Consider the following 21,009-nt stretch of genomic DNA (forward strand, 5'->3'; position numbering starts at 1 on the left):
GAAATCAAGATGTTTGAAAATTTATCGGATAAATTAGAAAAAGCGTTCAAGCTGCTGAAAGGACAGGGGCAGGTCACCGACATCAATGTGGCTGAAACCCTGAAAGAAGTGAGGCGGGCGTTGCTGGATGCCGATGTCAACTTTAAAATAGCCAAGGAATTTTCGGAAACGGTCAAGGAGAAAGCGATCGGACAACAGGTATTGACTTCTGTTTCTCCGGGCCAGCTGTTGGTGAAAATCACCCATGATGAATTGGCCGACCTGATGGGGGGTGACCAGACCGACATCAACCTTCAGGGCAGCCCTGCGGTAATCCTGATTGCAGGACTCCAGGGGTCCGGTAAAACCACTTTCTCCGCCAAGCTGGCACGTTACCTGAAAACCAAAAAAGGAAAAATGCCTTTGCTGGCTGCTTGTGACATCTATCGCCCGGCGGCCATCAACCAGTTGCAGGTACTCGGTGAGCAGGTAGGTGTGGAAGTGTACACGGAAGAAGGCAACCAGGATGCAGTTAAGATCGCACGGAATGCCATCACACATGCCAAATCCAAAGGCTGCAATGTGGTAATCGTGGATACTGCCGGCCGCCTTGCCATCGATGAAGAAATGATGAAGGAGATCGCTGCCGTGAAGGATGCGATCAAGCCGTCTGAGATCCTCTTCGTGGTGGATTCCATGACCGGTCAGGATGCCGTCAATACAGCTAAGGCTTTCAACGACCGCCTCGATTTCAACGGTGTGGTGCTGACCAAGCTCGACGGTGATACCCGTGGTGGCGCCGCCCTGTCTATCCGCTACGTGGTTCGCAAACCCATTAAGTTCGTTAGCACCGGTGAGAAGATGGATGCAATGGACGTGTTCTATCCCTCAAGGATGGCCGACCGCATCCTCGGCATGGGCGACATCGTGTCCCTCGTCGAGAAAGCCCAGGAGCAGTTCGATGAAGCGGAAGCCAAGAAGCTGCAGAAGAAGATCGCCAAGGATCAGTTCGACCTGAACGATTTTCTCGACCAGATTCAACAGGTGAAGAAGATGGGGAACGTGAAAGACCTCATGGGGATGATTCCAGGCGTGGGCAAAGCTGTGAAAGACCTCGATATTGATGACGATGCCTTCAAAAGCGTGGAAGCCATTATCCAATCCATGACGCCCCGTGAGCGGAAAGATCCTTCGATCCTGAACGGAAGCCGCCGTGACCGCGTGGCCAAGGGCAGCGGAACGAGCATTCAGGAAGTGAACCGGTTGCTGAAACAGTTCACCGAAATGCGCAAGGTCATGAAGATGATGTCCAACAAGTCGCAAATGGCCCGGATGATGGCCCGTATGCCCAAACGTTAATTTTCATGACGGGGGCTTCACACAGCAAAACAAACGATATGCAAACCACCATGCACACCATGCGAGAAGCCTCAACACAAATGATAGACGGGAAAGTAACTGCGGCCGCCGTACGTGAAGAACTGGCTGAGGCGGTTGCCAGGATCAAGCAGGAAGGCGGAAAGATACCGCACCTGGCCGCCATCCTGGTGGGCCACGACGGTGCGAGCGAAACATATGTGGCGGGCAAAGTGAAGGCATGTCAGAAGGTGGGCTTCAATTCCACCCTGATACGCCTGGATGATACTGTTACCGAAGAGGCGCTTCTTGCTGAGGTACACAAACTGAACAACGATCCTGACATTGACGGGTTCATTGTGCAATTGCCCCTTCCCAAACATATCAACGAACAAAAGGTGACCGAGGCCATCCTGCCTTCCAAAGATGTGGATGGCTTTCATCCCATGAACCTGGGTCGGTTGGTGCTCGGACTTCCATGCTATGTGTCGGCAACGCCCAACGGTATCATGCAACTCATCAAACGCTACGGCATCGAAACATCAGGCAAACATGCCGTGGTGATCGGCCGCAGCCACATCGTGGGACGACCCATGAGCATCTTATTATCACAGAATGCCGCCCATGGAAATTGTACGGTGACCCTGTGTCACAGTCGTACCCAAAACTTGCCGGAACTTTGCCGCCAGGCCGATATCATTGTGGCTGCACTGGGCAAGCCGGGTTTCCTCACAGCCGACATGGTGAAAGAAGGAGCAGTTGTAATTGATGTGGGAATCACCCGGGTGCCGGACGCAAATTCACCCAAAGGTTATGTGATCCGGGGAGATGTGGCCTTTGACGAAGTTGCCCCCAAATGTGCTTTTATTTCTCCCGTTCCAGGGGGCGTAGGTCCCATGACCATCGCATCCCTTCTTCAGAACACACTGCTTGCGGCACAAAAGTTGATTTATGGCCGATAGCAGGCAATCAGTATATTTGTTTAAGACCAATAATTAAATTTCCGCTAACGTTTGAATCAAGTGGGGATGAAGCGACTACTTCATATATTGATTTTATTGATCCTTTTCGGCACTTGCGGGGTGTTTGGTCAGGGCATGCGCGACCAAACCTACAGCATTAAGAACAAAAGGGCCATTCAGCAATTCGAAGGTGGAACTGTCTACTACGACCAATGGAGACGTACACTGAAAAGGGAGATGGCAGAGAAGGCAATCACTGAAATATCAGGCGCACTCAAAACAGATTCCACCTTCATTGAAGCCTGGGCCCTCTTGGGGGATGTATACGGGGAAACCCGCCAGTGGAAAGAGTCGTGCAATGCTTACGCCCACGTTGAGAAAATCAATCCCGACTTTTACCCAGATATCTACCTCAGTTACGGAAAGGTTGAAATGGCTGACGGCAACTATTCAGGCGCAAAAAAACATCTCGAAAAATTCCTCTCGTATGAAAAGCAACGGCCCCCCGATATCGCTGTGGCCAAACGCTTGCTTGCATCCTGTGCGTTTGCTGAGAATGCCATCAAAAACCCGGTGCCCTTCGAACCCAAGAACATGGGGCCCAATATCAATTCCAAAGACGACGAATATTCTCCAACCATTACTGTGGACGGGCAGAAGTTCATTTTTACCGTGAGGTTGTATTCTTCGGTCTATGATGAATTCGGAAAGCTGGTCAGGGAGCGTGTGCAAGAAGATTTTTACGAAAGCATCTGGAAAGATGGTCAGTGGTCGCCGCGCCGGAATGTAGGACCTCCGATCAACACAGATGGGAATGAGGGTGCACAGTGTATCTCCAGCGATGGCCAATACCTGTTCTATACAGCCTGCGAAAGACGTGATGGTCTCGGGCGATGTGATATTTACGGTGCCAAGCGCGAGGGAAACCATTGGGGTAAACCCGTGAACATGGGGCCGACCATCAATACACCGTTTTGGGAGTCGCATCCGTGCTTTGCATCCGACGGTAAAACCCTCTACTATACCAGCACGATGGATGGCGGAACCGGCAAAGGAACTTCCGATATCTGGTATTGCACGCTGGACGATAATGGCAAATGGACCGGCCCCTACAACATGGGACCCACCATCAATACCGAGATGAATGAGATGTTTCCTTTCCTGCACCCGGATGGAAAAACCATGTACTTTGTGTCCGACGGCCATCCCGGCATGGGAGGACGCGACATCTTCATCACCCGCAAAGATGCCAACGGCGAATGGTCTACGCCCGTGAACCTGGGATACCCCATCAATACATTCGCCGATGAAACCAGCCTCATCGTGAACCCCGAAGGCACCATCGCCTACTTCGCTTCCGAAAGACCCAATGAAGGTGAAGGTCGCATTGACTTGTACTGGTTCCCACTGTATGAAGGGGTACGCCCGGAGAAGGTCACCTACGTGAAAGGAAAAGTTTTCAATGCCACCAGCAAGGACCCCCTGGAGGCCAAATTCATCCTGATTGATCTCGACAAGGGGGACCAGGTAGTGGAGTCATGGTCTCAGAAGGATGACGGTGAATTTCTCGTGAGCCTGCCTACAGATGGTAACTATGCACTCAATGTGAGCAAAGACGGATTCCTGTTCTACTCGGAAAACTTTAGTCTGAAAGACAAGCCCAGCGACAAACCTTTTCAGATGAATGTGCCACTCCAGCCCATCGTGGTAGGAGGTACGGTTGTACTCAAGAATGTGTTCTTCGAATCCGGTTTGTACTCACTTAGGGAAGAGTCGAAAGCCGAACTCATGAGACTGGTTGATTTGCTACAGAAGCAACCCACCATGACGATTGAGATCGGCGGGCATACAGATAATGTCGGACAAAAATCCGACAACCAGTTGTTATCTGAAAACCGTGCCAAAGCCGTGGAAGATTTCCTGGTGCAAAACGGCATCGACCGGCAACGTCTGTCACATAAAGGTTATGGTGATACAAAGCCCATCGCGACCAACAATACGGAAGAGGGTAGGGCGCAAAACCGCCGCACCGAGTTCACGGTGATCACAAAATAGCTTTCCTGATCTTCAGTAGTTTTTCAAGCAGTTTTTCCATCCGGTCCATGGCGAGCATGTTGGCACCGTCTGACAGGGCTTTGGACGGATCCGGATGTGTTTCCATGAAGAGGCCGTCTGCACCAGCTGCGATGCCTGCGCTTGCAATGGTTTCGATCAGGTGCGGAAGTCCGCCCGTTACACCCTGTTCCTGGTTGGGTTGCTGCAGCGAATGCGTTACGTCCAGTATAACCGGTGCAAAAGCCTGCATCACCGGGATGCCTCGGAAGTCTACCACCAGGTCAGTATATCCGAAGGTTGTGCCTCTTTCGGTTACCAACACATTCGGGTTGCCGGAATCAATCACTTTCTGCACTGCGAACTTCATCGCGCCCGGAGAAAGGAATTGTCCTTTTTTGATGTTTACCACTTTTCCGGTTTGGGCCGCCGCCAGCAACAGGGATGTTTGCCGGCAGAGAAACGCAGGAATCTGCAGCACGTCACAGTAGGGTGCCGCCATGGCCGCATCCTCATCCGTATGAATGTCGGTGACCACCGGCACGTCAAAGGTTTCCCGCACCTTGGCCAGAATATTCAATGCTTCTTCATCACCGATTCCGGTGAAGGAGTCGATGCGGGAGCGATTGGCTTTTCGGTAGGAGGCTTTGAAAATATAAGGGATCTTCAACCGGTCGCATAGGTTGGCAAGATGTTCGGCCACCTGCATACACAGGGCTTCGCTTTCAACAACGCAAGGGCCCGCCATCAGCAGGAAAGCACCGCTATCTGCGTGTCGGATATGGGGAATGGATTGGATCTGCATGTTCATTGCGCCGCTAAAATACCTTATTCAGCGCAAAGTAGATACCCTGGCCGTTGGCGCCATCGGGGAACAGGTGTCCGGTGAAGTTATGACTGCCCAGCACGGCTTTCCACCCGGCACCCATTTCAAGCGCGAATTCAAGTCCGACCTGCAATCCGGCATACCCGCCATACGCCAATTCACCGCCTGCGGTAAAGTATTCATCGATCTTGTAGGTTGCCCGTGCATACACATAGGGTGCATAGTTGGCTTGAAGCAGGTAGTGGGCACCGGCCTGGATTACCGTGTTGCTGTCGGCCAGCGAATGCCGGTACATCAGGTGGAAGCTGGCCGGGAGTCTGGATATGTAGGCTTCCTTTGTCTTATTAGGTAAAGCAGAGTTGATGATGCTGTCGGTGTTGGAGGCGTCTCCGAAGATGGAGTCTTTCAGCGAGAAAATGTCATCAATTTCCCATCCTTCCCATTGGTAGGTGGTGTCGATGTCATAGGTCCCCGCCTGGCCACCTACCCAGCGGATGGCGCCCAGGTCTCCGATTTCCAGCCGCCACAAACTTTTTTCGGAAGGGCGTAGCTCCAGGAACAGGTCGGCTGATCCGCCCACGCCTGCAACGGTCATCATGTCTACATATCCGGTATCAGATTCCTGCATGGTGGCGGCTATGTCCAGGTCAATCTGGCTGCCGTCCGGATAGGTATAGAAATCGCCACGTGTGGTTTCTATCTGCATGTTTCTTTGGCCTTTCAGTAAGGATAAGGCGATGCCCCAACGGAATTTATCCGACGAATGGATGATGCCCAGTCGCACCTGTTGAAAGGTAAGGTATTGCATGTTAAACGGGTGGAAGTCGACATGCTGGCCGGCTTCATCGCGGTTACCGAAGAACACGGTTTGGAAGAGGCCTTTGGTGAAGCCTGCATTGAAGATGGTTCGTGTTCTCATGTCAATGAACCCTGCCAGTCCGGGCTTGCCAAAAAGGCTGTCGTTGATACCCAGTTGCAATCCGCCCTGGAAATGCCCACCGAAACGGTTGTTGTCTTTCAGCCTGTCAAGTACCTTTTGTTTTGTCAGGGAGTCAAGGAACTCACCGCGCATCAGTTTGCGTGTGAATCCGGAGGTGATGCCTGTGGATGCCAGTTGGTAATCTACCCGTCCGTTCACAAACAAGGAGCGGCCTTCGCCCTGCTCGGGGAAAAGTGCCGGTGCCTGGGCGCTGGATCGCGCCGGTAGCAGGGTTGCTGCAAGCAGAACTAAAATGGAGCATGTCCGGCGGCGACCGGATAGTGAATGAATGCCTCGGATCATAAACGGTAGTTGAAATCGCCCACCAATTTGAAATCAATGGTGTAGTTGCTGTAAATCTTCACGAAGTCGGGTTGCCCTGCGGTTGTAAAAGCGGCTTTGATTACGATCTTGTTGCCGTTGTATAGCTTGTTCATGCGGGCTTCGTTCACCGGCAGCTTGATTTGCGTTAGTTTTTTCTGGCTGACTCGGTTACCGGCATCGAGTTGTGCTGCAGCTACCATCTGGTCCATCATCAGTTGATCCAACACATTGCCGGCGCCGTCGGTGATGTCAAGTGTAATCAATGCATCAAACGGGAAGCCGTTATCTACCAATAGCGTAAAGGTTCCGTCTTTGATCTTGCGATCTTCGGAAGGGTTGTTGTTGCCAAGATCAAAATCGCTGGTGTCGGTCAGTGTGAGTTGATTGGCCACCAGGCTGAGGGGCATTTCAATGTTCAGGTCGGCCCGGATTCCGTGATCGTGGTAAATGAAGTCAGTACCTGTGCCTATGGGTGGGGGAGGTGTGTTCGGGTTGAGTTGTAGTTTGAGTTGGTACTCCATCTCATCAGGCAGGTTCTCAACCAGTGGTTCAAGACCGGATATCTCGATGTTTTCCACAGCCGGTGTCAGCGGGTTGTCTGTAGCCTCGGCGATGGTTACGGTGGAATCCAGGAAAGAGGAGGATAATGGAACCGTGTTTCCGGTGCTTGTGTTTTTTGATATCAATGATTTCAGTACCACGTTTGCATCAAGTCCTATGCTGTTGACCACATCCATCGTAACCTTTACTTTTTCCAGGTCGATGTTGCCGGCGGTGATGCCTTTGAACAACTCTACGGGTACTACGGAAGGACCGATGTCATATACATCCTGCCCAAGGTATCCGTATCCGTATTCCGGAACCACATCCACCAGTCCGGCATTCACATAGAAACTGTCGGTAAGTGCCAGTGTGGTGCTGTTTCCCGTTGAGTCGATTCTGCCAATGAGTGACTGGTACCAGGTGTTGACGGTATCTCCGTTGATACCTGTCAGGTCGAGTTTGTATCCCGTGAAATCGTACAATTTGGAAAAGACCGATGTGCCGCCCGGTGGTGCAGGAGGGACTTTCGTAATTACTTCAAACGGCACACCCTGGAATGTGGCGCTGGGGATCTTGTAGTCAAAACGCAGGGTATCCTGCAGTGTGCTCACCACATCAATCTTTACAAACCCGTCTCGGATAATGATGTAGTTCAGTTGCAGGTTGTCAGCATTTTTCAGCGGCATTTCCTGGGTTTCATTGACAATGTCCTGATCGGGGAAAACGGCTGTGGCACTGTATGGGTTGAGGTCGCGGACAGTGATTGTGGCGATCAGCGCATCGTTGGTATCAATGGGTACGGGGTTGCCGCCTGATCCCGGACTTTCCATGTTCAGGATCTGCCCCAGCATATCGCCGTACACGGTCTGGCCCGACAGGTCAGCGGAATCGATGACGGTGGTGTTCGGCGGAATGTATGGAAAGGTATCGCGAACAATCACCACTCCGTTTGACTGGTTTTTTAACTGGAACACCAGGTTGGTGATGGGGATGGGAAGCTCATTCTTCAGTTCGATGTCCATCCAGCCGCTGATCAGGGTCACCGACTCAAAAAACTCATTAGCATCAATGGGCATGTTATTGGAACTGATGCCGCTGATTGGGGGCACCGGTACGGAATTTCCGTGGGAAGCAAGGATGAATGCTCCGGTTGCACCTCCGGTTTCCCTGGCGATTTGCCCGAGTGTGATGGGGTACACGATTGAACGATCTCCCATTTCAATGTACTGCAGCTGCACGTTATAGGTAAACGTGGTGTCCGGCATGGTGTACATCTGGTCCAGTGTGAACTCATACAGACCGGTTTGGTAGACCAGGCTCACGGTGTTGTCGGGGGTCTTTTGCAGCAGGCTGTCGGTGATTAGGTCATCTATACCGATGCTGGTCTTTACCAGCGGCGCGAGAACGCCCACATCCCAACTGGCTTTGTCGAGGTCGTTCTTGCATGCGCCGAGCACGATGCTCAGACAGGCAATGCCGATCAGTGGATTACGGAAAGATGTCATCTGGCGGGGTTAGTTGCACAAAACAAAGGGCAATATAAGCAATCGTGCACCAAAATGCCCGGATATCTTCACAAGTCACCTCAACGTCCCCAGCGTGACCGGGAACAAAACCGGCCTGCTGGGTGCGGCATCTGCCACAAAAGGGGCAGTTTGCAGGTTCAGGATGTACCTGCCGTCGGGGATCTCGTCTCCGGCGTAAATCATTTCCGTTACGGTTCGGGTCAATGCGTGTTCGGGTGGGCGGTCATGCCCTTCGTTTTTCATGTCCCAAAAGATGCGGTGGGTGGAAAGACGGCCCTCGTCGAATGTGCGGTCCAGTGACGGAAAATCAACCAGCAAGTGCTTCACTTCAGATGACCGGATGTACTGCATTGCTTCCAAACTGAAGAATGGGGGTGGGGATTGCATGTACCGTCTCCGTTGCTTGCCGGTATCATTGGGAAGGGTCCGGATGATGAGGGCCTGGGTCCATGCCGACGGTATTTGTTCCAATGCGGTCTCCAGGCTGGCCTTGGTGATGAGCATGTCGCCCGGTTGCTTGTCGGGAGCATACGTGTCATTGCATGTGCCGGCTTCTTCGGGATGAACACTGATCAGTGTGGCAGGAATTAACATGTCGTTCAGCAGTTCATGGACCGACAGGCGTTCGTCTGACAGGTGACCTGCACATTCCGTGTGGGTGCCGTTGCAATGCGGAATAAGTTGATAGCTCTCGAAGTTGCAGCTGCCTCCGCGGCGGGTGTCGCCCACAAAGTCACCGGTTTCAAAGGTTGACGCGGTAGCGGCGGGAACATCGTACGAGTTCGGCTGCGGCCCGTTGAACTGCATCGGGATGGCCAGGTGGAAATACGTGTTGTGATGTACCCTGTAGCGTATGCCGTCGACTTCGGTTTCCAGCAACATAGGCGTCAATGGTTGTAGGTATAACAGAAGCCCAGCGAACGTTTCAGTCCTTCCGGTAGTTCCGGCAACTCCGATCTTGGAATCAACAGGGTGGAGATTTGGTGCAATTCCTTGAATACATGGTGTTGTTCGGTGGTGGCTTTCAGGTAGTCGTGCCCGGAGGAACCGCCGGTGCCCATTTTGCGTCCCAGCATACGCAGCACCATTTGCGCATGGCGGTAGCGCCAGGTGGTGAACAGCTCATCGATGTCGAGCAGGCGCACCAGCATGGTGTGTGGCATGCGAAGCAGCGGCTCGTCGCGGTACAGGTGAATCAGGAGGGCTGCAAGTGTAGCCTTGTAGGATAGACCTTCGTTTTTCTGGTTGCCTTTTTCCTCGTCCAGTGCATCCTTGAAGTACTGTGCTGTGCCGGCCAGCATTTGTAGACGAATGTTTTTGTCTTCTTCGCTGATGAATGTGGTTTCGCGGATGGCGGCTTCTTCTTTCTCGATCATTTGATTCACGGCATCCCGGTATCGGGCCAGGAAGGGGAAATCATCCATGTCCAGGAAAGGTGTACGGTTCAGCCATTGTTCCACCAGGTTGGCGAGGGAAGGAGATGCTTCCAGTTCCTTCAGTTCTTTTTGCTGACTTTCGGAGAACACGCTGCTATATACCTTTTGGTTATAGGTCAGGCGATCTTCTTTTTTCAATCCCAGCATCACTTCCACTTTCCTGAACTGGAAGCTCTGGAAACCGGATGCGGGAATGAGGTAGTTGCGGAAGTCGAGAAAATCCAGCGGCGTCATGGTTTCCAGCACGCGGATCTGGTCAATCATGATCTTCTGGATCTCAATCACCCGTTCCAGGCGGGATACAGCGATGCCGATGTTTCTTTCATCTACATGATTTTCACGAAACAACAGGCAAACCGATTCGGTCTCGTGGATGATCTGTTTGAACCAAAGTTCATATACCTGGTGGATGATGATGAACAGCATTTCGTCGTGGGCCGGCTGACCCACATCGCTGCTTCGCATGTGTTGCGCATGGAGGATGTTCTCCAGCTGCAGGTACTGCGCGTAGTGAACAGAAGCGAACTTTTTCTGGTTGATTTCCGACATGATGATTGAGACTCTGGTAAGATGAATGGCAAAGATACAGGTAGCGATATAAATTCAAAGACTGCCGGAGTCGCCGGCTTTGAGTCGTTTGGTTTCCAGTGAAAAATGGCTATTTTTACCGACCTTAATCAATCCTTGAAAATCAGAACCGATGAGTGTATTGGTAAATAAACAATCAAAAATAGTCGTGCAGGGATTCACCGGCAGTGAAGGTACTTTCCATGCAGGACAAATGATTGAATACGGAACACAGGTTGTAGGAGGCGTGACCCCTGGTAAAGGCGGTCAGCGTCATCTGGACAGGCCCGTTTTCAATACGGTTGAACAGGCTGTGAATGAAACCGGCGCAGATGTATCCATCATCTTTGTTCCTCCGCCGTTTGCAGCGGATGCGATTCTTGAATCGGCTGAGGCCGGTATCAAAGTGATCGTGTGTATCACTGAGGGTATTCCCACCAAAGATATGATTGCGGTGAAGCGTTACCTGATGGATCGCGATGCACGGTTGATCGGTCCGAACTGTCCGGGTATCATCACTGCGGAAGAAGCCAAGGTGGGTATCATGCCGGGCTTTGTGTTCAAGAAGGGTCGCATCGGTGTGGTGTCCAAATCAGGAACACTTACCTACGAGGCCGCTGATCAGATTGTGAAGGCCGGTCTGGGTATCAGCACAGCCATCGGTATCGGTGGTGATCCCATCATCGGAACATCCACGAAGGAAGCTGTTGAACTGTTCATGAACGATCCGGATACAGACGGTGTGGTTATGATCGGTGAGATCGGCGGAAGCATGGAAGCTGACGCCGCTCGTTGGTTGAAGGAAAACGGCACCAAGCCTGTTGTAGGTTTCATCGCCGGACAAACAGCACCTCCCGGACGCCGCATGGGCCACGCCGGTGCCATTGTCGGAGGAGCCGACGACACCGCTGCTGCCAAAATGCGTATCATGACGGAATGCGGCATTCACGTGGTTGAATCACCTGCTACGATCGGTGCACAAATGAAGAAAGTACTTGAGATGACGCTCGCGTAAACGACGGGTGTATATCAGCATAATTAAAAAAGGCTTCCGAAATCGGAAGCCTTTTTTAATTATGAGTTTGTGGTTTCTAGTTTGTAGTTAAGGCCGTGCTTCCAACCACAAACCAGAAACTACAAACCATATCAATATTCAAGCATATACTTGATGCCGAAGTGAATTCCTCCTGATACCTGGTGGGTTTGATAGGGATCACTGTAAATTAATGCGTTGTCAAAGCTGTAGGCATTTTGGCCATCCACGCCTTTTAAATCGGTAAGTCCATAAGCAACGCGGAAACCGATCTGCAACAACACCTGGTCGGAAAGGTTGGCTTCCATGCCGAAGCCTATAAGCCCGGCAAAACTGTTTTTCTGGTAGAGGGTACTTACGTCTTTGCTTGCTGTTACATCAAGTGAGTCGAGTGTTTTTGAATAGGTGGCCTTGTTGATGAGCGTATACATCGCACCGATCTCAAAGTAGGAACCTGAGTTCGCTTTGATCAGTACCGTCAGAGGCAGGTCTATTTGCCGCATGTTGGTACGGCTGTGGTATTGGGTAAAGTAGTTGGTGCCGCCTTTGTATTTCTGCTGGTGTCCGGACATGAGTACATCCAACTCAACACCGAAGTTGTCGCTGAAGTAGGAACCCAGGCTGATGCCGTATCCGATCCCGAAAGAAGGCTCGTAGGCTTGTGTTTGCTCATCGGTCTCGGAAATGTTTTTGTTCAATAACCACGTAGAGCGGCCGGTGCCAACTGCACCGACGGTAAAAGATCCGGATGATCGGGGTTGTGAGAAGGCCACCTGTGCCAATAGTGACAGGGAAGCCGTGCATATCAATGCGGTTTTTTTCATTAGGGTATGTTATTAAGAGGGTTACCTTCCGGTGGTCCGGTGGCAAACGGTGCGATTCAGCAGATAGGCCAGGTCCCAGTTCAGTTCAAGGATCAGCATACCCGAGAAAGGCTTTGTTGGTGCATAGTCGCTGTACACCGCCGAATTGTCCGGGTAGTGTACCGTGCTGCCCTTGCCGCCTGTATTACTCAGGATATCCTGGAAGCCATAGGTGAAGCGAAGTCCGAGCGCCAGGTTGAAGTTGTCAACACCCGTACCGATCCAGCGGCCGAAACCGAAAACGCCCGACATGTGGGTAGCGGTGAATCGATCGGTTACATCGGCTGATGGAAATGCAGACAGGTCTCCGGGGTAAAATTCGGTGGCGCCGTTCAGGAACGACAACTGGGGTCCAAGTTCAACATATGCGCCTGAGAGATTCAAGCGAAGCAACAGGGGAACATTGATCTGGGTGAGCTTAACGGTCTTCGACCAGGATTGTCCCATGGCCGTGTCTTTGCCATTGTATTTCTGGTTGAAAAAGGTCATCAGTCCTTCGCCGGTGAATTCAACCACGTTGTTGGCATTGAACCCGAACTTCAGTCCGACGGTGCTGCCGAAACTGAAAGCATGTTCAAGTGTGCCTTCATTGAATACGTTGGCATTCATTAACCAGGTAGTACCTGCGCCGCCTTTCAGGCCGAGATCGATCCAGGCTGTCTTGTGCTTTCCGCCCTGCGCCAATCCGGAGGAGATGAACGCAAATAGGGCCAGGAGGGAGAAAACGAGTTTTTTCATGTATTGCCAGTGCTGTGAAGTTGCGTGATTTACAAAAATAGAATTCTTTTGCAACCGGGCAAACCCCAATTGCGTATGGCGGGACGTATTTTGTTAGCCGAATAGGGAGTCAAAATCCTTAGCCAGACGCGATATTCCGTACGATTCTTTATACATTGTGACATGAAACAAGCAGTCATTTTTAGGTTCCCAAGCATTGCCGCCGCATTTGCTTTTTTATGCATCATTTCTGTGTCGGTGAAGGTAGATGCCCAATGCACCCCTGATCCCCAATATACCAACAGCGGTATCTATCCCGACTCAGCCACAAACCTTCCGCCGGCGTATGTTGGAACGCCTTATGCGGAAACCATCACCCTGGTGGTGCCGGCAGATACTTTCCTGGGTACAATTCCTGTCAAAGTGGATTCAGTGGTTCTTACCGGATTCGATGGACTTCCGGCCGGGTTTACCTATGCCTGTAATCCATCCAAATGTTCATGGAAGGGAGGAGAGAGCGGCTGTGTACTCATATCCGGAACGGCAACCGCCGGTATGGAAGGTACTTACCCGCTGAAAGGTTATGTGGAGAGTTATGCGGCCAGCATTACGGTGCCGTTCCGGGATACCGTTACATATCTGCGGTTGGTGGTGATGCCGCCCCAGGGTGTGGGCGAAGAAGGGGGCGTGTATGTGCGAACATCAGCATTTCCCAACCCTGCAGATCATAGTACCCAGCTAAGTATTGGTTCCCTTATCCCTGGTGAGGCTGAGATTCGCTTGGTGGATGTCACCGGCCGTCAGGTGTGGCAAACAACCCGCAGGTTTGTGCATGGAGACAACCTGGTGGAACTGCCTTTGAATACATGTGCCAATGGTTTGTATATGTACCACGTGGCGCTTGGGCCGTACCATGCGGCCGGCAGGATTGTGGTCGCTCATCCGTAGTCACTGGGAATGATCCGTTTTGATTTCCGCAGGATCCCGTCCCTGATTGTATCGGTTCTTTGCCTTTGTGCGCCGCTGGGAGCAATTGGGCAGATCTTACACGGTGTGGTGTTTGACGCTGAAACCCATAAGCCACTTGCGGGTGTTGCCGTGTATGTACGTGTGGCAGAAGGCACGGCCACTGACACAGAAGGGAGGTTCATGCTTCAAGCTCAGGAGGGTGACACCGTTTTGCATGCCCGTATGATTGGCTATCATGAGCAGATATACAGCCTGAAAGATAAAAAGGCCACCGATACCATAGAGATCCGCCTTTCATCCGAAACCAGCCTGCTGGGCGAAACGGTAATCACTGCCACCCGCAACGCGATTCCCATTGAGACCGCCACCGTATCTGTTGAGGTGTTGGGTAGCCAGCGAATCGAAAATCAACCTCAGGTATCCGCGGAGGATGTGGTGTCACGGGTGCCGGGGGTACACATAACCGACGGGCAGGTGAGCATCAGGGGAGGAAGTGGCTTCAGTTACGGTGCAGGTAGCAGGGTGCTTGTGTTGGTGGATGACATGCCCGCCATCGCCGGTGATGCCGGTGATGTGAAATGGAGTTTCCTGCCGATGGGCAACCTGGAAAAAGTGGAAGTGGTGAAAGGAGCTTCATCTGCATTGTACGGTTCGTCCGCCCTGAACGGCGTGATCCATCTTCGTACGATTCAACCGGCGGATACACCGGCGACCAAACTATGTGTACTGGCGGGAATTTACGGCAACCCCGTTCGACATGATTCTCTTGGTAACAGGAGCCATGCATTGAAGTGGTGGGAAGGTGCCAACCCGGTGTTCGGAGGCGTTCAGGCCATGCATGCCAGGAAATGGAAGGGAGGAGATTGGGTGGTATCCGGACAGGCACACCAGGATCAAGGATATCGGGAGGGTGAACATGAAAAGCGCGTACGCCTGGGAGCTTCTGTTAGGTACAACCTGGGGAGCCGTGATCAATGGAGGGTTGGACTTGCCTTGCAGTCGATGTGGATTGATGGGTCGCTCTTTCTGCTCTGGCAGGATGCCGATTCGGGGGCATGGAAACCTGCAGGTGGCGTGGACCCGGCCACCACCACGCTGAACTTCTATCAGGGCAGCCGGTTGACCATCGACCCCACGGTGCAGTATACGGGGGGTAAAGGAGGGAAGCATGCATTCCGCAACCGCTTGTTCAGGGTTGTGAACCATTCGGAAACAGGTCAGGGTGCCATCAGTACATTGTCGTACCACGAGTATCAATACCAGTGGAAAGGGTTCGAACACTGGACGCTGACCGGTGGCGCCGTAGTGAGTTTTAATACAGTGAAAGCGGAGTTTTACGGAGATCATGATGCGCGTAACCTGGCGGGTTTTTTCCAGGCCGATCGCAGCAAGGGAAGGTGGAATGTTTCAGCCGGATTGCGTTTGGAATACTTCCGCATGGATACGGCTACATCGGAAGCCCCGGTATACCTGCCCGGAGGTTTCCGGCTGGTGAGGGACCGGTCGCTTGTTAGTGACTCCGTTAGGCTGCTTAAAAATTCACCGGTGAGGCCCGTGATCCGATTGGGTGTGAATTACCGTGTGATACCTGGCGGTTTTATGCGTGCGTCGCTTGGCGGTGGCTACCGGTTCCCTTCGGTGGCTGAAAAATTCGTGAGTACAGAAGTGGGTGGATTGAAGATCTTTCCGAATCCTGCGCTTCAGCCCGAAACCGGATGGAGCACGGAACTGGGGTATCGCCAGATGTGGAGCAAAGGACAATGGAAGGGTGGAGCGGATGTGGCGCTGTTCTGGACGGAATACCAGAACATGATGGAATTCACATTTGGTCAGTATTACCCTGATTCAATCAAAAATCCTGACTTGCTGCAATACCTGGCGTATTCAGGGTTCCGGTCGGAGAACATCGGAAATGCGCGCATCTCGGGCGCCGAGATTTCTTTGTTCGTGCAACCGCCAACGGGGCCATTGAAAACTTCATGCTGGTTAGGATATACCTATACAAATGCCAAAAGCCTGGCCGCTGACTCTTCCTATATAAAGGGTGTATCCGATCCTGAAAGCAACCTGCTCAAGTACCGGTTCAGGCACCTGCTTAAAGGAGAGTGCACGATCGGATGGAAGCATTGGACGGCCGGCATTCAAACAGTTTTCCACAGTGCCATCGAAAATGTGGATAAGTCTTTCGAAGAACCTTTGCTCGGCAATATACCATCTACTAAATTGCTTCCCGGCCTCAAAGAGTATCGCGACGAACATAACCGTGGCGTTTGGGTGTGGGAGGCCCGCTGTGGATGGGAGTTTTACAGAAGTTGGACAGCAATAATCAGTATTCGCAATCTGTTTAATATTGAGTACATGGAGCGCCCCGGCGACATACAGGCGCCGCGCACCGTGCTTTTTCAAATTAAAACCTCCTTCTGATTGCCCGCCTATGAAAGCCCTTCGTATTCTAGTTGTGTTATTGCTGTTGCTGGTACTTGACTGGTTCGCTGTACACGATATCCTTTTGAAAGGTACCAGTTACCTGACACGGTACGCCATCCTGATCAGCAGCCTGCCTTTGATCATGCTATCGGTTCTTTGGCTACTCAGACCCAAAATGTCCAAGCAGGGTACCCGCCAAAATTAGATTTTACCGTCTGTAATGGTAAGCTTGCGGTCGGCCAGATCCGCCAGCTCATCATTGTGTGTGACAATGATGAAGGTTTGATTCAGCTGCTTCCGCAGAGCAAAGAACAACTGGTGCAGTTCTCTTGCCGCGTGAGAATCCAGGTTGCCGGATGGTTCATCTGCCAACACCACCGCAGGTTTGTTGATCAATGCCCGAGCCACAGCCACCCTCTGCTGCTCTCCACCCGATAATTCCGATGGCTTATGTGTGGTGCGTTCACTGAGACCAAGCGTTTCCAGCAGTGCCAGCGCTTCAGCCCTTACTTCCGATTCATTGCGTCCTTGAATGAACCCGGGAATGCAAACATTTTCTTCGGCCGTGAATTCCGGCAGTAAGTGATGAAACTGGAATACAAAACCGATTGAATTGTTTCTGAATACCGATAATTGTTTATCGTTCATTTCGGATATCAGGGTTCCGGCAATCTCCAGCCGACCTCCGTCTGCTTTATCAAGCGTACCCAGGATCTGTAACAGGGTGGTTTTGCCCGCACCGGATGCGCCAACGATGGAAACCACTTCTCCGGCCGCTATCTCCAGGTTAATGCCTTTCAATACCGCGAGGTCGTCGTAATGTTTGATGATTCCTTCCGCTTTGATCATTGCGTTGCGTTCTGCAGCCAAAGATAGGATTTGTGGCCGAATGCGGTGAACGATCACCTGCATCAACCTGCAAAATATAGCTTTGCCATACCGGTCAAAAAACTTACATTTGACCACTTTAAAAACGCTAACAATCCCAAGCGATATGAACGTACACGAATACCAGGGAAAAGAAATTCTGAAAAGCTTCGGCGTAACGGTGCAGGAAGGCATCGTGGCCAACACACCTGATGAAGCCGTAAGCGCGGCTAAGAAACTGAGCGAACAAACCGGTACGCAATGGTGGGTGGTGAAAGCCCAGATCCATGCAGGTGGTCGCGGTAAAGGCGGCGGTGTAAAACTGGCCAAGTCTCTTGATGAAGTGAAGGAGCGTGCCAATGACATCATCGGCATGAATCTCATTACACCGCAAACCGGTGCCGAAGGAAAGAAAGTACACAAGGTGCTCATCGCACAGGATGTGTATTACCCGGGCGAATCGGAAACCAAAGAGTTTTATATCAGCGTGCTTCTCAACCGTTCTACCGGAAGAAACATGATCGTTTATTCCACGGAAGGTGGTATGGATATCGAGGAAGTTGCTGCCAAAACCCCACATCTTATTTATAAGGAAGAAGTGGATCCGGCCACGGGTCTGCAACCTTTCCAGTGTCGCAAGGTGGCTTTCAACCTCGGACTTTCCGGCGAGGCGTTTAAGCAGATGACCAAGTTCATCGCCAACCTTTACAAGGCATATGACGCCACGGATTCTTCCTTGTTCGAGATCAACCCTGCGTTGAAGACCTCCGATAACAAAATACTGGCGGTGGATGCCAAAGTGAACCTGGATGACAATGCACTGTACCGCCATGAAGACTATGCCGCCATGCGCGACAAGCTGGAAGAAGATCCGGCGGAAGTGGAAGCGGGCGAGCATGGCCTCAACTTCATCAAACTGGATGGAGATGTAGGCTGTATGGTGAACGGCGCCGGCCTGGCCATGGCCACCATGGACATCATCAAACTCTCTGGTGGTGAGCCTGCGAACTTCCTTGATGTGGGTGGTACCGCCAATGCCGAGCGTGTGGAGAAAGCTTTCAAGATCATCCTGAAAGATCCCAATGTGAAGGCGCTGCTCGTGAATATTTTCGGAGGTATCGTGCGTTGCGACCGTGTGGCGCAGGGTATTGTGGATGCTTATAAGAACATCGGTGAAATTCATGTACCGGTGATCGTTCGTCTGCAAGGCACCAATGCCGTTGAGGCCAAGAAGCTGATTGATGAGTCGGGTCTCAAGGTGCAGTCGGCCATCCTGCTGCAGGAGGCTGCCGAGAAGGTAGCTGCAGCCATCAAAGGCGGAAAATAATAACTATGAATCATCACAGCCGCCGGTACCATTCTCCGGCGGCTTTTTTGTTTTTGTAATCCGATGAAAAAGATCCTCGTTGCCAATCGCGGTGAAATTGCCCTGCGCGTGATGCGCACCTGCAAGGAAATGGGCATTGCCACCGTTGCCGTTTTTTCCGAAGCCGATCGCAATGCGCCTCACGTGAAGTATGCGGATGAAGCCGTGTGCATCGGTCCGCCGGCTGCATCGGCTTCTTATCTGAAGGGTGACAGGATCATTGAAGTGGCACTTGAACTGGGTGTGGAAGGCATCCACCCGGGCTACGGTTTTTTGTCGGAAAATGATCACTTCGCCGAGCAGGTGGAAAAAGCGGGCATTACTTTTATCGGTCCGTCTTCCGAATCCATCCGCGTGATGGGAAGCAAACTTGCCGCGAAGGATGCCGTTCGCAAGTATGATATCCCCATGATTCCCGGTTCGGAAGGGGCGGTGAAGACGGTTGAGGAAGCGAAAGCCATAGCCAAAGAAACCGGTTTCCCGATCCTGATCAAGGCGTCGGCAGGTGGCGGCGGCAAAGGGATGCGCGTGGTACAAAAGATGGAAGAGCTAGAAGAACAGATGGGGCTGGCGGTAAGTGAAGCCACATCGGCTTTCGGCGATGGATCTGTTTTCATAGAAAAGTATGTGACTTCCCCTCGCCATGTGGAGATCCAGGTGCTTGCTGATAAGCATGGAAACACCGTTCACCTGTTTGAACGGGAATGCTCCATTCAGCGTAGGCACCAGAAGGTGATCGAAGAGGCTCCGTCCGTAGCCATCAATGAAGAAACCAGGAAGGCGATGGGAGAGGCAGCGGTGAATGTGGCCAGGTCTTGTCAGTACAGTGGTGCCGGAACGGTTGAGTTCATCCTTGACGAAAGCGGCGCGTTCTATTTCCTTGAAATGAATACCCGCCTGCAGGTGGAACACCCCGTTACCGAATTCATCACCGGGGTTGACCTGGTGCGTGAACAGATCCTGATCGCACGCGGAGAGAAACTTTCTTTCCGGCAGGACGATCTGAAGATCAATGGTCATGCGCTGGAGATTCGCGTGTATGCTGAAGATCCGGCCAACCAGTTCCTGCCTGATATCGGCCGCCTGCATACCTACCGCAGGCCTTCTGGTAATGGCGTTCGCGTTGATGATGGATTTGAAGAAGGCATGGACATTCCCATCTTTTATGACCCGATGCTATCCAAACTCATCGTGCACGGACAAGATAGGGAAGAAGCCATTTTCCGGATGTTGCGGGCCATTGCAGATTATCGCATCGCGGGGGTCAGTACCACCCTCGGTTTCTGTGCCTATGTGCTCCGCCATGAAGCATTTGTTTCCGGTAGGTTTGATACACATTTCGTTCAGCAGTACTTCACCCCCGAAGTGTTGCAGCAAGAAGCCGGTGATGATGCGGAAGAACTGGCGGCCATTCTTGCGGCCGGACTGGTGGAGAAACACCGCTCGGCAACCCAACGTCCGGTGACCATGAATGCTGCGTCTGCCTGGAAAACAAAAAGGAGCCGCGTCTCGTAAATACAGTGAAAATAAGGCCTTGCGGTAGTCCGTTTCTATTGCCGGAGGGTTTCGGTTTGCTTATTTGACGAATTACAGCGTACATTTTCTGGCATAAATAATGGTATAGCTTCTGATATGAAGCGGTTGTTTTGCATATCATACCTGCTCCTGTCGGCCCTGTTTTCACAGGCGCAGACAGAAGGAGGGTACACCGTTGCCGCCCGCGTGGAGAACGGTGATACCCTGCTGTATGCGTCGTTACCGCAGGTCACCATCTCGGAATTCCGCAGGTTTGCCAACGACCGTGAGTACTTGCGATATAAGAAGCTGCTGAGAGATGTACGCAGGGCATACCCCTATGCCAAATTGGCCGGGGAGAAGATGCGCGAATATGCCGCTTTGCTGGAGGATGTGAAGAAAGACAGCCAGAAACGGAAATTGATGAAGCAGGCCGAACAGGAACTGAAAGATCAGTTCGAAGGCGACATCCGGAAGCTTACCATTTCACAAGGCAGGATACTCATTAAGCTGATTGATCGGGAAACAGGAGATACTTCCTATGATATCATCAAAGATCTGCGTGGGGGATTTTCCGCCTTCTGCTGGCAGTCACTGGCACGTCTCTTCGGATCCAACCTGAAGGATACATACGATGCGGAAGGGGATGATAAGATGATCGAGCAGATCGTGCAGGCCATCGAGGCCGGTGAAATTTAATCC

The 21,009-nt window shown here is 51.9% G+C and carries 17 protein-coding genes; 9 read left to right on the plus strand and 8 right to left on the minus strand.

The features are described 5' to 3' along the window. Positions 1 to 9 precede the first annotated feature (9 nt). The 3 genes from ffh to H6585_06245 all read left to right on the plus strand — a co-directional run bounded on the left by ffh (position 10) and on the right by H6585_06245 (position 4,352). A complete protein-coding gene (gene ffh, locus H6585_06235) occupies positions 10 to 1,338 on the plus strand; it encodes a signal recognition particle protein (GenBank protein MCB9447926.1) in 1,329 nt (442 codons plus the stop codon). Positions 1,339 to 1,397: 59 nt separating this feature from the next. Beyond that, positions 1,398 to 2,297, plus strand: a complete 900-nt coding sequence (folD, locus tag H6585_06240) for a bifunctional methylenetetrahydrofolate dehydrogenase/methenyltetrahydrofolate cyclohydrolase FolD (protein ID MCB9447927.1) — start codon at positions 1,398 to 1,400, stop codon at positions 2,295 to 2,297. Between the two features lie 66 nt (positions 2,298 to 2,363). Continuing rightward, a complete protein-coding gene (locus H6585_06245) occupies positions 2,364 to 4,352 on the plus strand; it encodes a PD40 domain-containing protein (GenBank protein ID MCB9447928.1) in 1,989 nt (662 codons plus the stop codon). Here H6585_06245 and kdsA read toward each other — a convergent pair. The 5 genes from kdsA to H6585_06270 form a co-directional block, all read right to left on the minus strand. Then, positions 4,342 to 5,154 carry a 3-deoxy-8-phosphooctulonate synthase gene (gene kdsA, locus H6585_06250; protein ID MCB9447929.1) on the minus strand — a complete coding sequence of 271 codons (813 nt, stop codon included), beginning with the start codon at positions 5,152 to 5,154 and terminating at the stop codon, positions 4,342 to 4,344. The genes H6585_06245 and kdsA overlap by 11 nt on opposite strands. A gap of 13 nt (positions 5,155 to 5,167) precedes the next feature. Then, a complete protein-coding gene (locus H6585_06255) occupies positions 5,168 to 6,457 on the minus strand; it encodes a hypothetical protein (GenBank protein ID MCB9447930.1) in 1,290 nt (429 codons plus the stop codon). Next, positions 6,454 to 8,526, minus strand: a complete 2,073-nt coding sequence (locus tag H6585_06260; protein MCB9447931.1) for a hypothetical protein — start codon at positions 8,524 to 8,526, stop codon at positions 6,454 to 6,456. The genes H6585_06255 and H6585_06260 overlap by 4 nt, the downstream gene beginning before the upstream one ends. Positions 8,527 to 8,601: 75 nt before the next feature. After that, entirely contained in the window at positions 8,602 to 9,429 is an 828-nt protein-coding gene (locus tag H6585_06265) for a cyclase family protein (GenBank protein ID MCB9447932.1), read from the minus strand. Between the two features lie 5 nt (positions 9,430 to 9,434). Next, positions 9,435 to 10,532, minus strand: a complete 1,098-nt coding sequence (locus tag H6585_06270; protein MCB9447933.1) for a hypothetical protein — start codon at positions 10,530 to 10,532, stop codon at positions 9,435 to 9,437. 151 nt (positions 10,533 to 10,683) lie between these two features. Between H6585_06270 and sucD the strand changes: the two genes are divergently transcribed. Next, the gene (gene sucD / locus H6585_06275; protein MCB9447934.1) at positions 10,684 to 11,565 is read left to right on the plus strand and encodes a succinate--CoA ligase subunit alpha; all 882 of its coding nucleotides are present in this window, start codon (positions 10,684 to 10,686) and stop codon (positions 11,563 to 11,565) included. 131 nt (positions 11,566 to 11,696) lie between these two features. Here sucD and H6585_06280 read toward each other — a convergent pair whose 3' ends face one another. Next, positions 11,697 to 12,407, minus strand: a complete 711-nt coding sequence (locus tag H6585_06280) for an outer membrane beta-barrel protein (GenBank protein MCB9447935.1) — start codon at positions 12,405 to 12,407, stop codon at positions 11,697 to 11,699. Between the two features lie 21 nt (positions 12,408 to 12,428). After that, positions 12,429 to 13,184, minus strand: a complete 756-nt coding sequence (locus H6585_06285) for an outer membrane beta-barrel protein (GenBank protein ID MCB9447936.1) — start codon at positions 13,182 to 13,184, stop codon at positions 12,429 to 12,431. Between the two features lie 162 nt (positions 13,185 to 13,346). Between H6585_06285 and H6585_06290 the strand changes: the two genes are divergently transcribed. Next, positions 13,347 to 14,111, plus strand: a complete 765-nt coding sequence (locus H6585_06290) for a T9SS type A sorting domain-containing protein (protein MCB9447937.1) — start codon at positions 13,347 to 13,349, stop codon at positions 14,109 to 14,111. A 9-nt stretch (positions 14,112 to 14,120) separates the two neighbouring features. Beyond that, complete coding sequence (locus tag H6585_06295) at positions 14,121 to 16,556, plus strand: TonB-dependent receptor (GenBank protein ID MCB9447938.1); 2,436 nt, start codon at positions 14,121 to 14,123, stop codon at positions 16,554 to 16,556. 204 nt (positions 16,557 to 16,760) lie between these two features. Here H6585_06295 and H6585_06300 read toward each other — a convergent pair whose 3' ends face one another. After that, positions 16,761 to 17,408: an ABC transporter ATP-binding protein gene (locus tag H6585_06300; protein MCB9447939.1), complete on the minus strand. Its 648-nt coding sequence runs from the start codon at positions 17,406 to 17,408 to the stop codon at positions 16,761 to 16,763. A 145-nt stretch (positions 17,409 to 17,553) separates the two neighbouring features. Between H6585_06300 and sucC the strand changes: the two genes are divergently transcribed. From sucC to H6585_06315, 3 genes are all read left to right on the plus strand, one after another. Beyond that, a complete protein-coding gene (gene sucC / locus H6585_06305; GenBank protein MCB9447940.1) occupies positions 17,554 to 18,753 on the plus strand; it encodes an ADP-forming succinate--CoA ligase subunit beta in 1,200 nt (399 codons plus the stop codon). A gap of 63 nt (positions 18,754 to 18,816) precedes the next feature. Continuing rightward, a complete protein-coding gene (gene accC, locus H6585_06310) occupies positions 18,817 to 20,307 on the plus strand; it encodes an acetyl-CoA carboxylase biotin carboxylase subunit (GenBank protein ID MCB9447941.1) in 1,491 nt (496 codons plus the stop codon). 117 nt (positions 20,308 to 20,424) lie between these two features. Next, entirely contained in the window at positions 20,425 to 21,006 is a 582-nt protein-coding gene (locus H6585_06315) for a DUF4294 domain-containing protein (GenBank protein MCB9447942.1), read from the plus strand. Positions 21,007 to 21,009 lie beyond the last annotated feature (3 nt).

Source organism: Flavobacteriales bacterium, from assembly GCA_020635855.1.
Taxonomy (GTDB): Bacteria; Bacteroidota; Bacteroidia; order JACJYZ01; family JACJYZ01; genus JACJYZ01.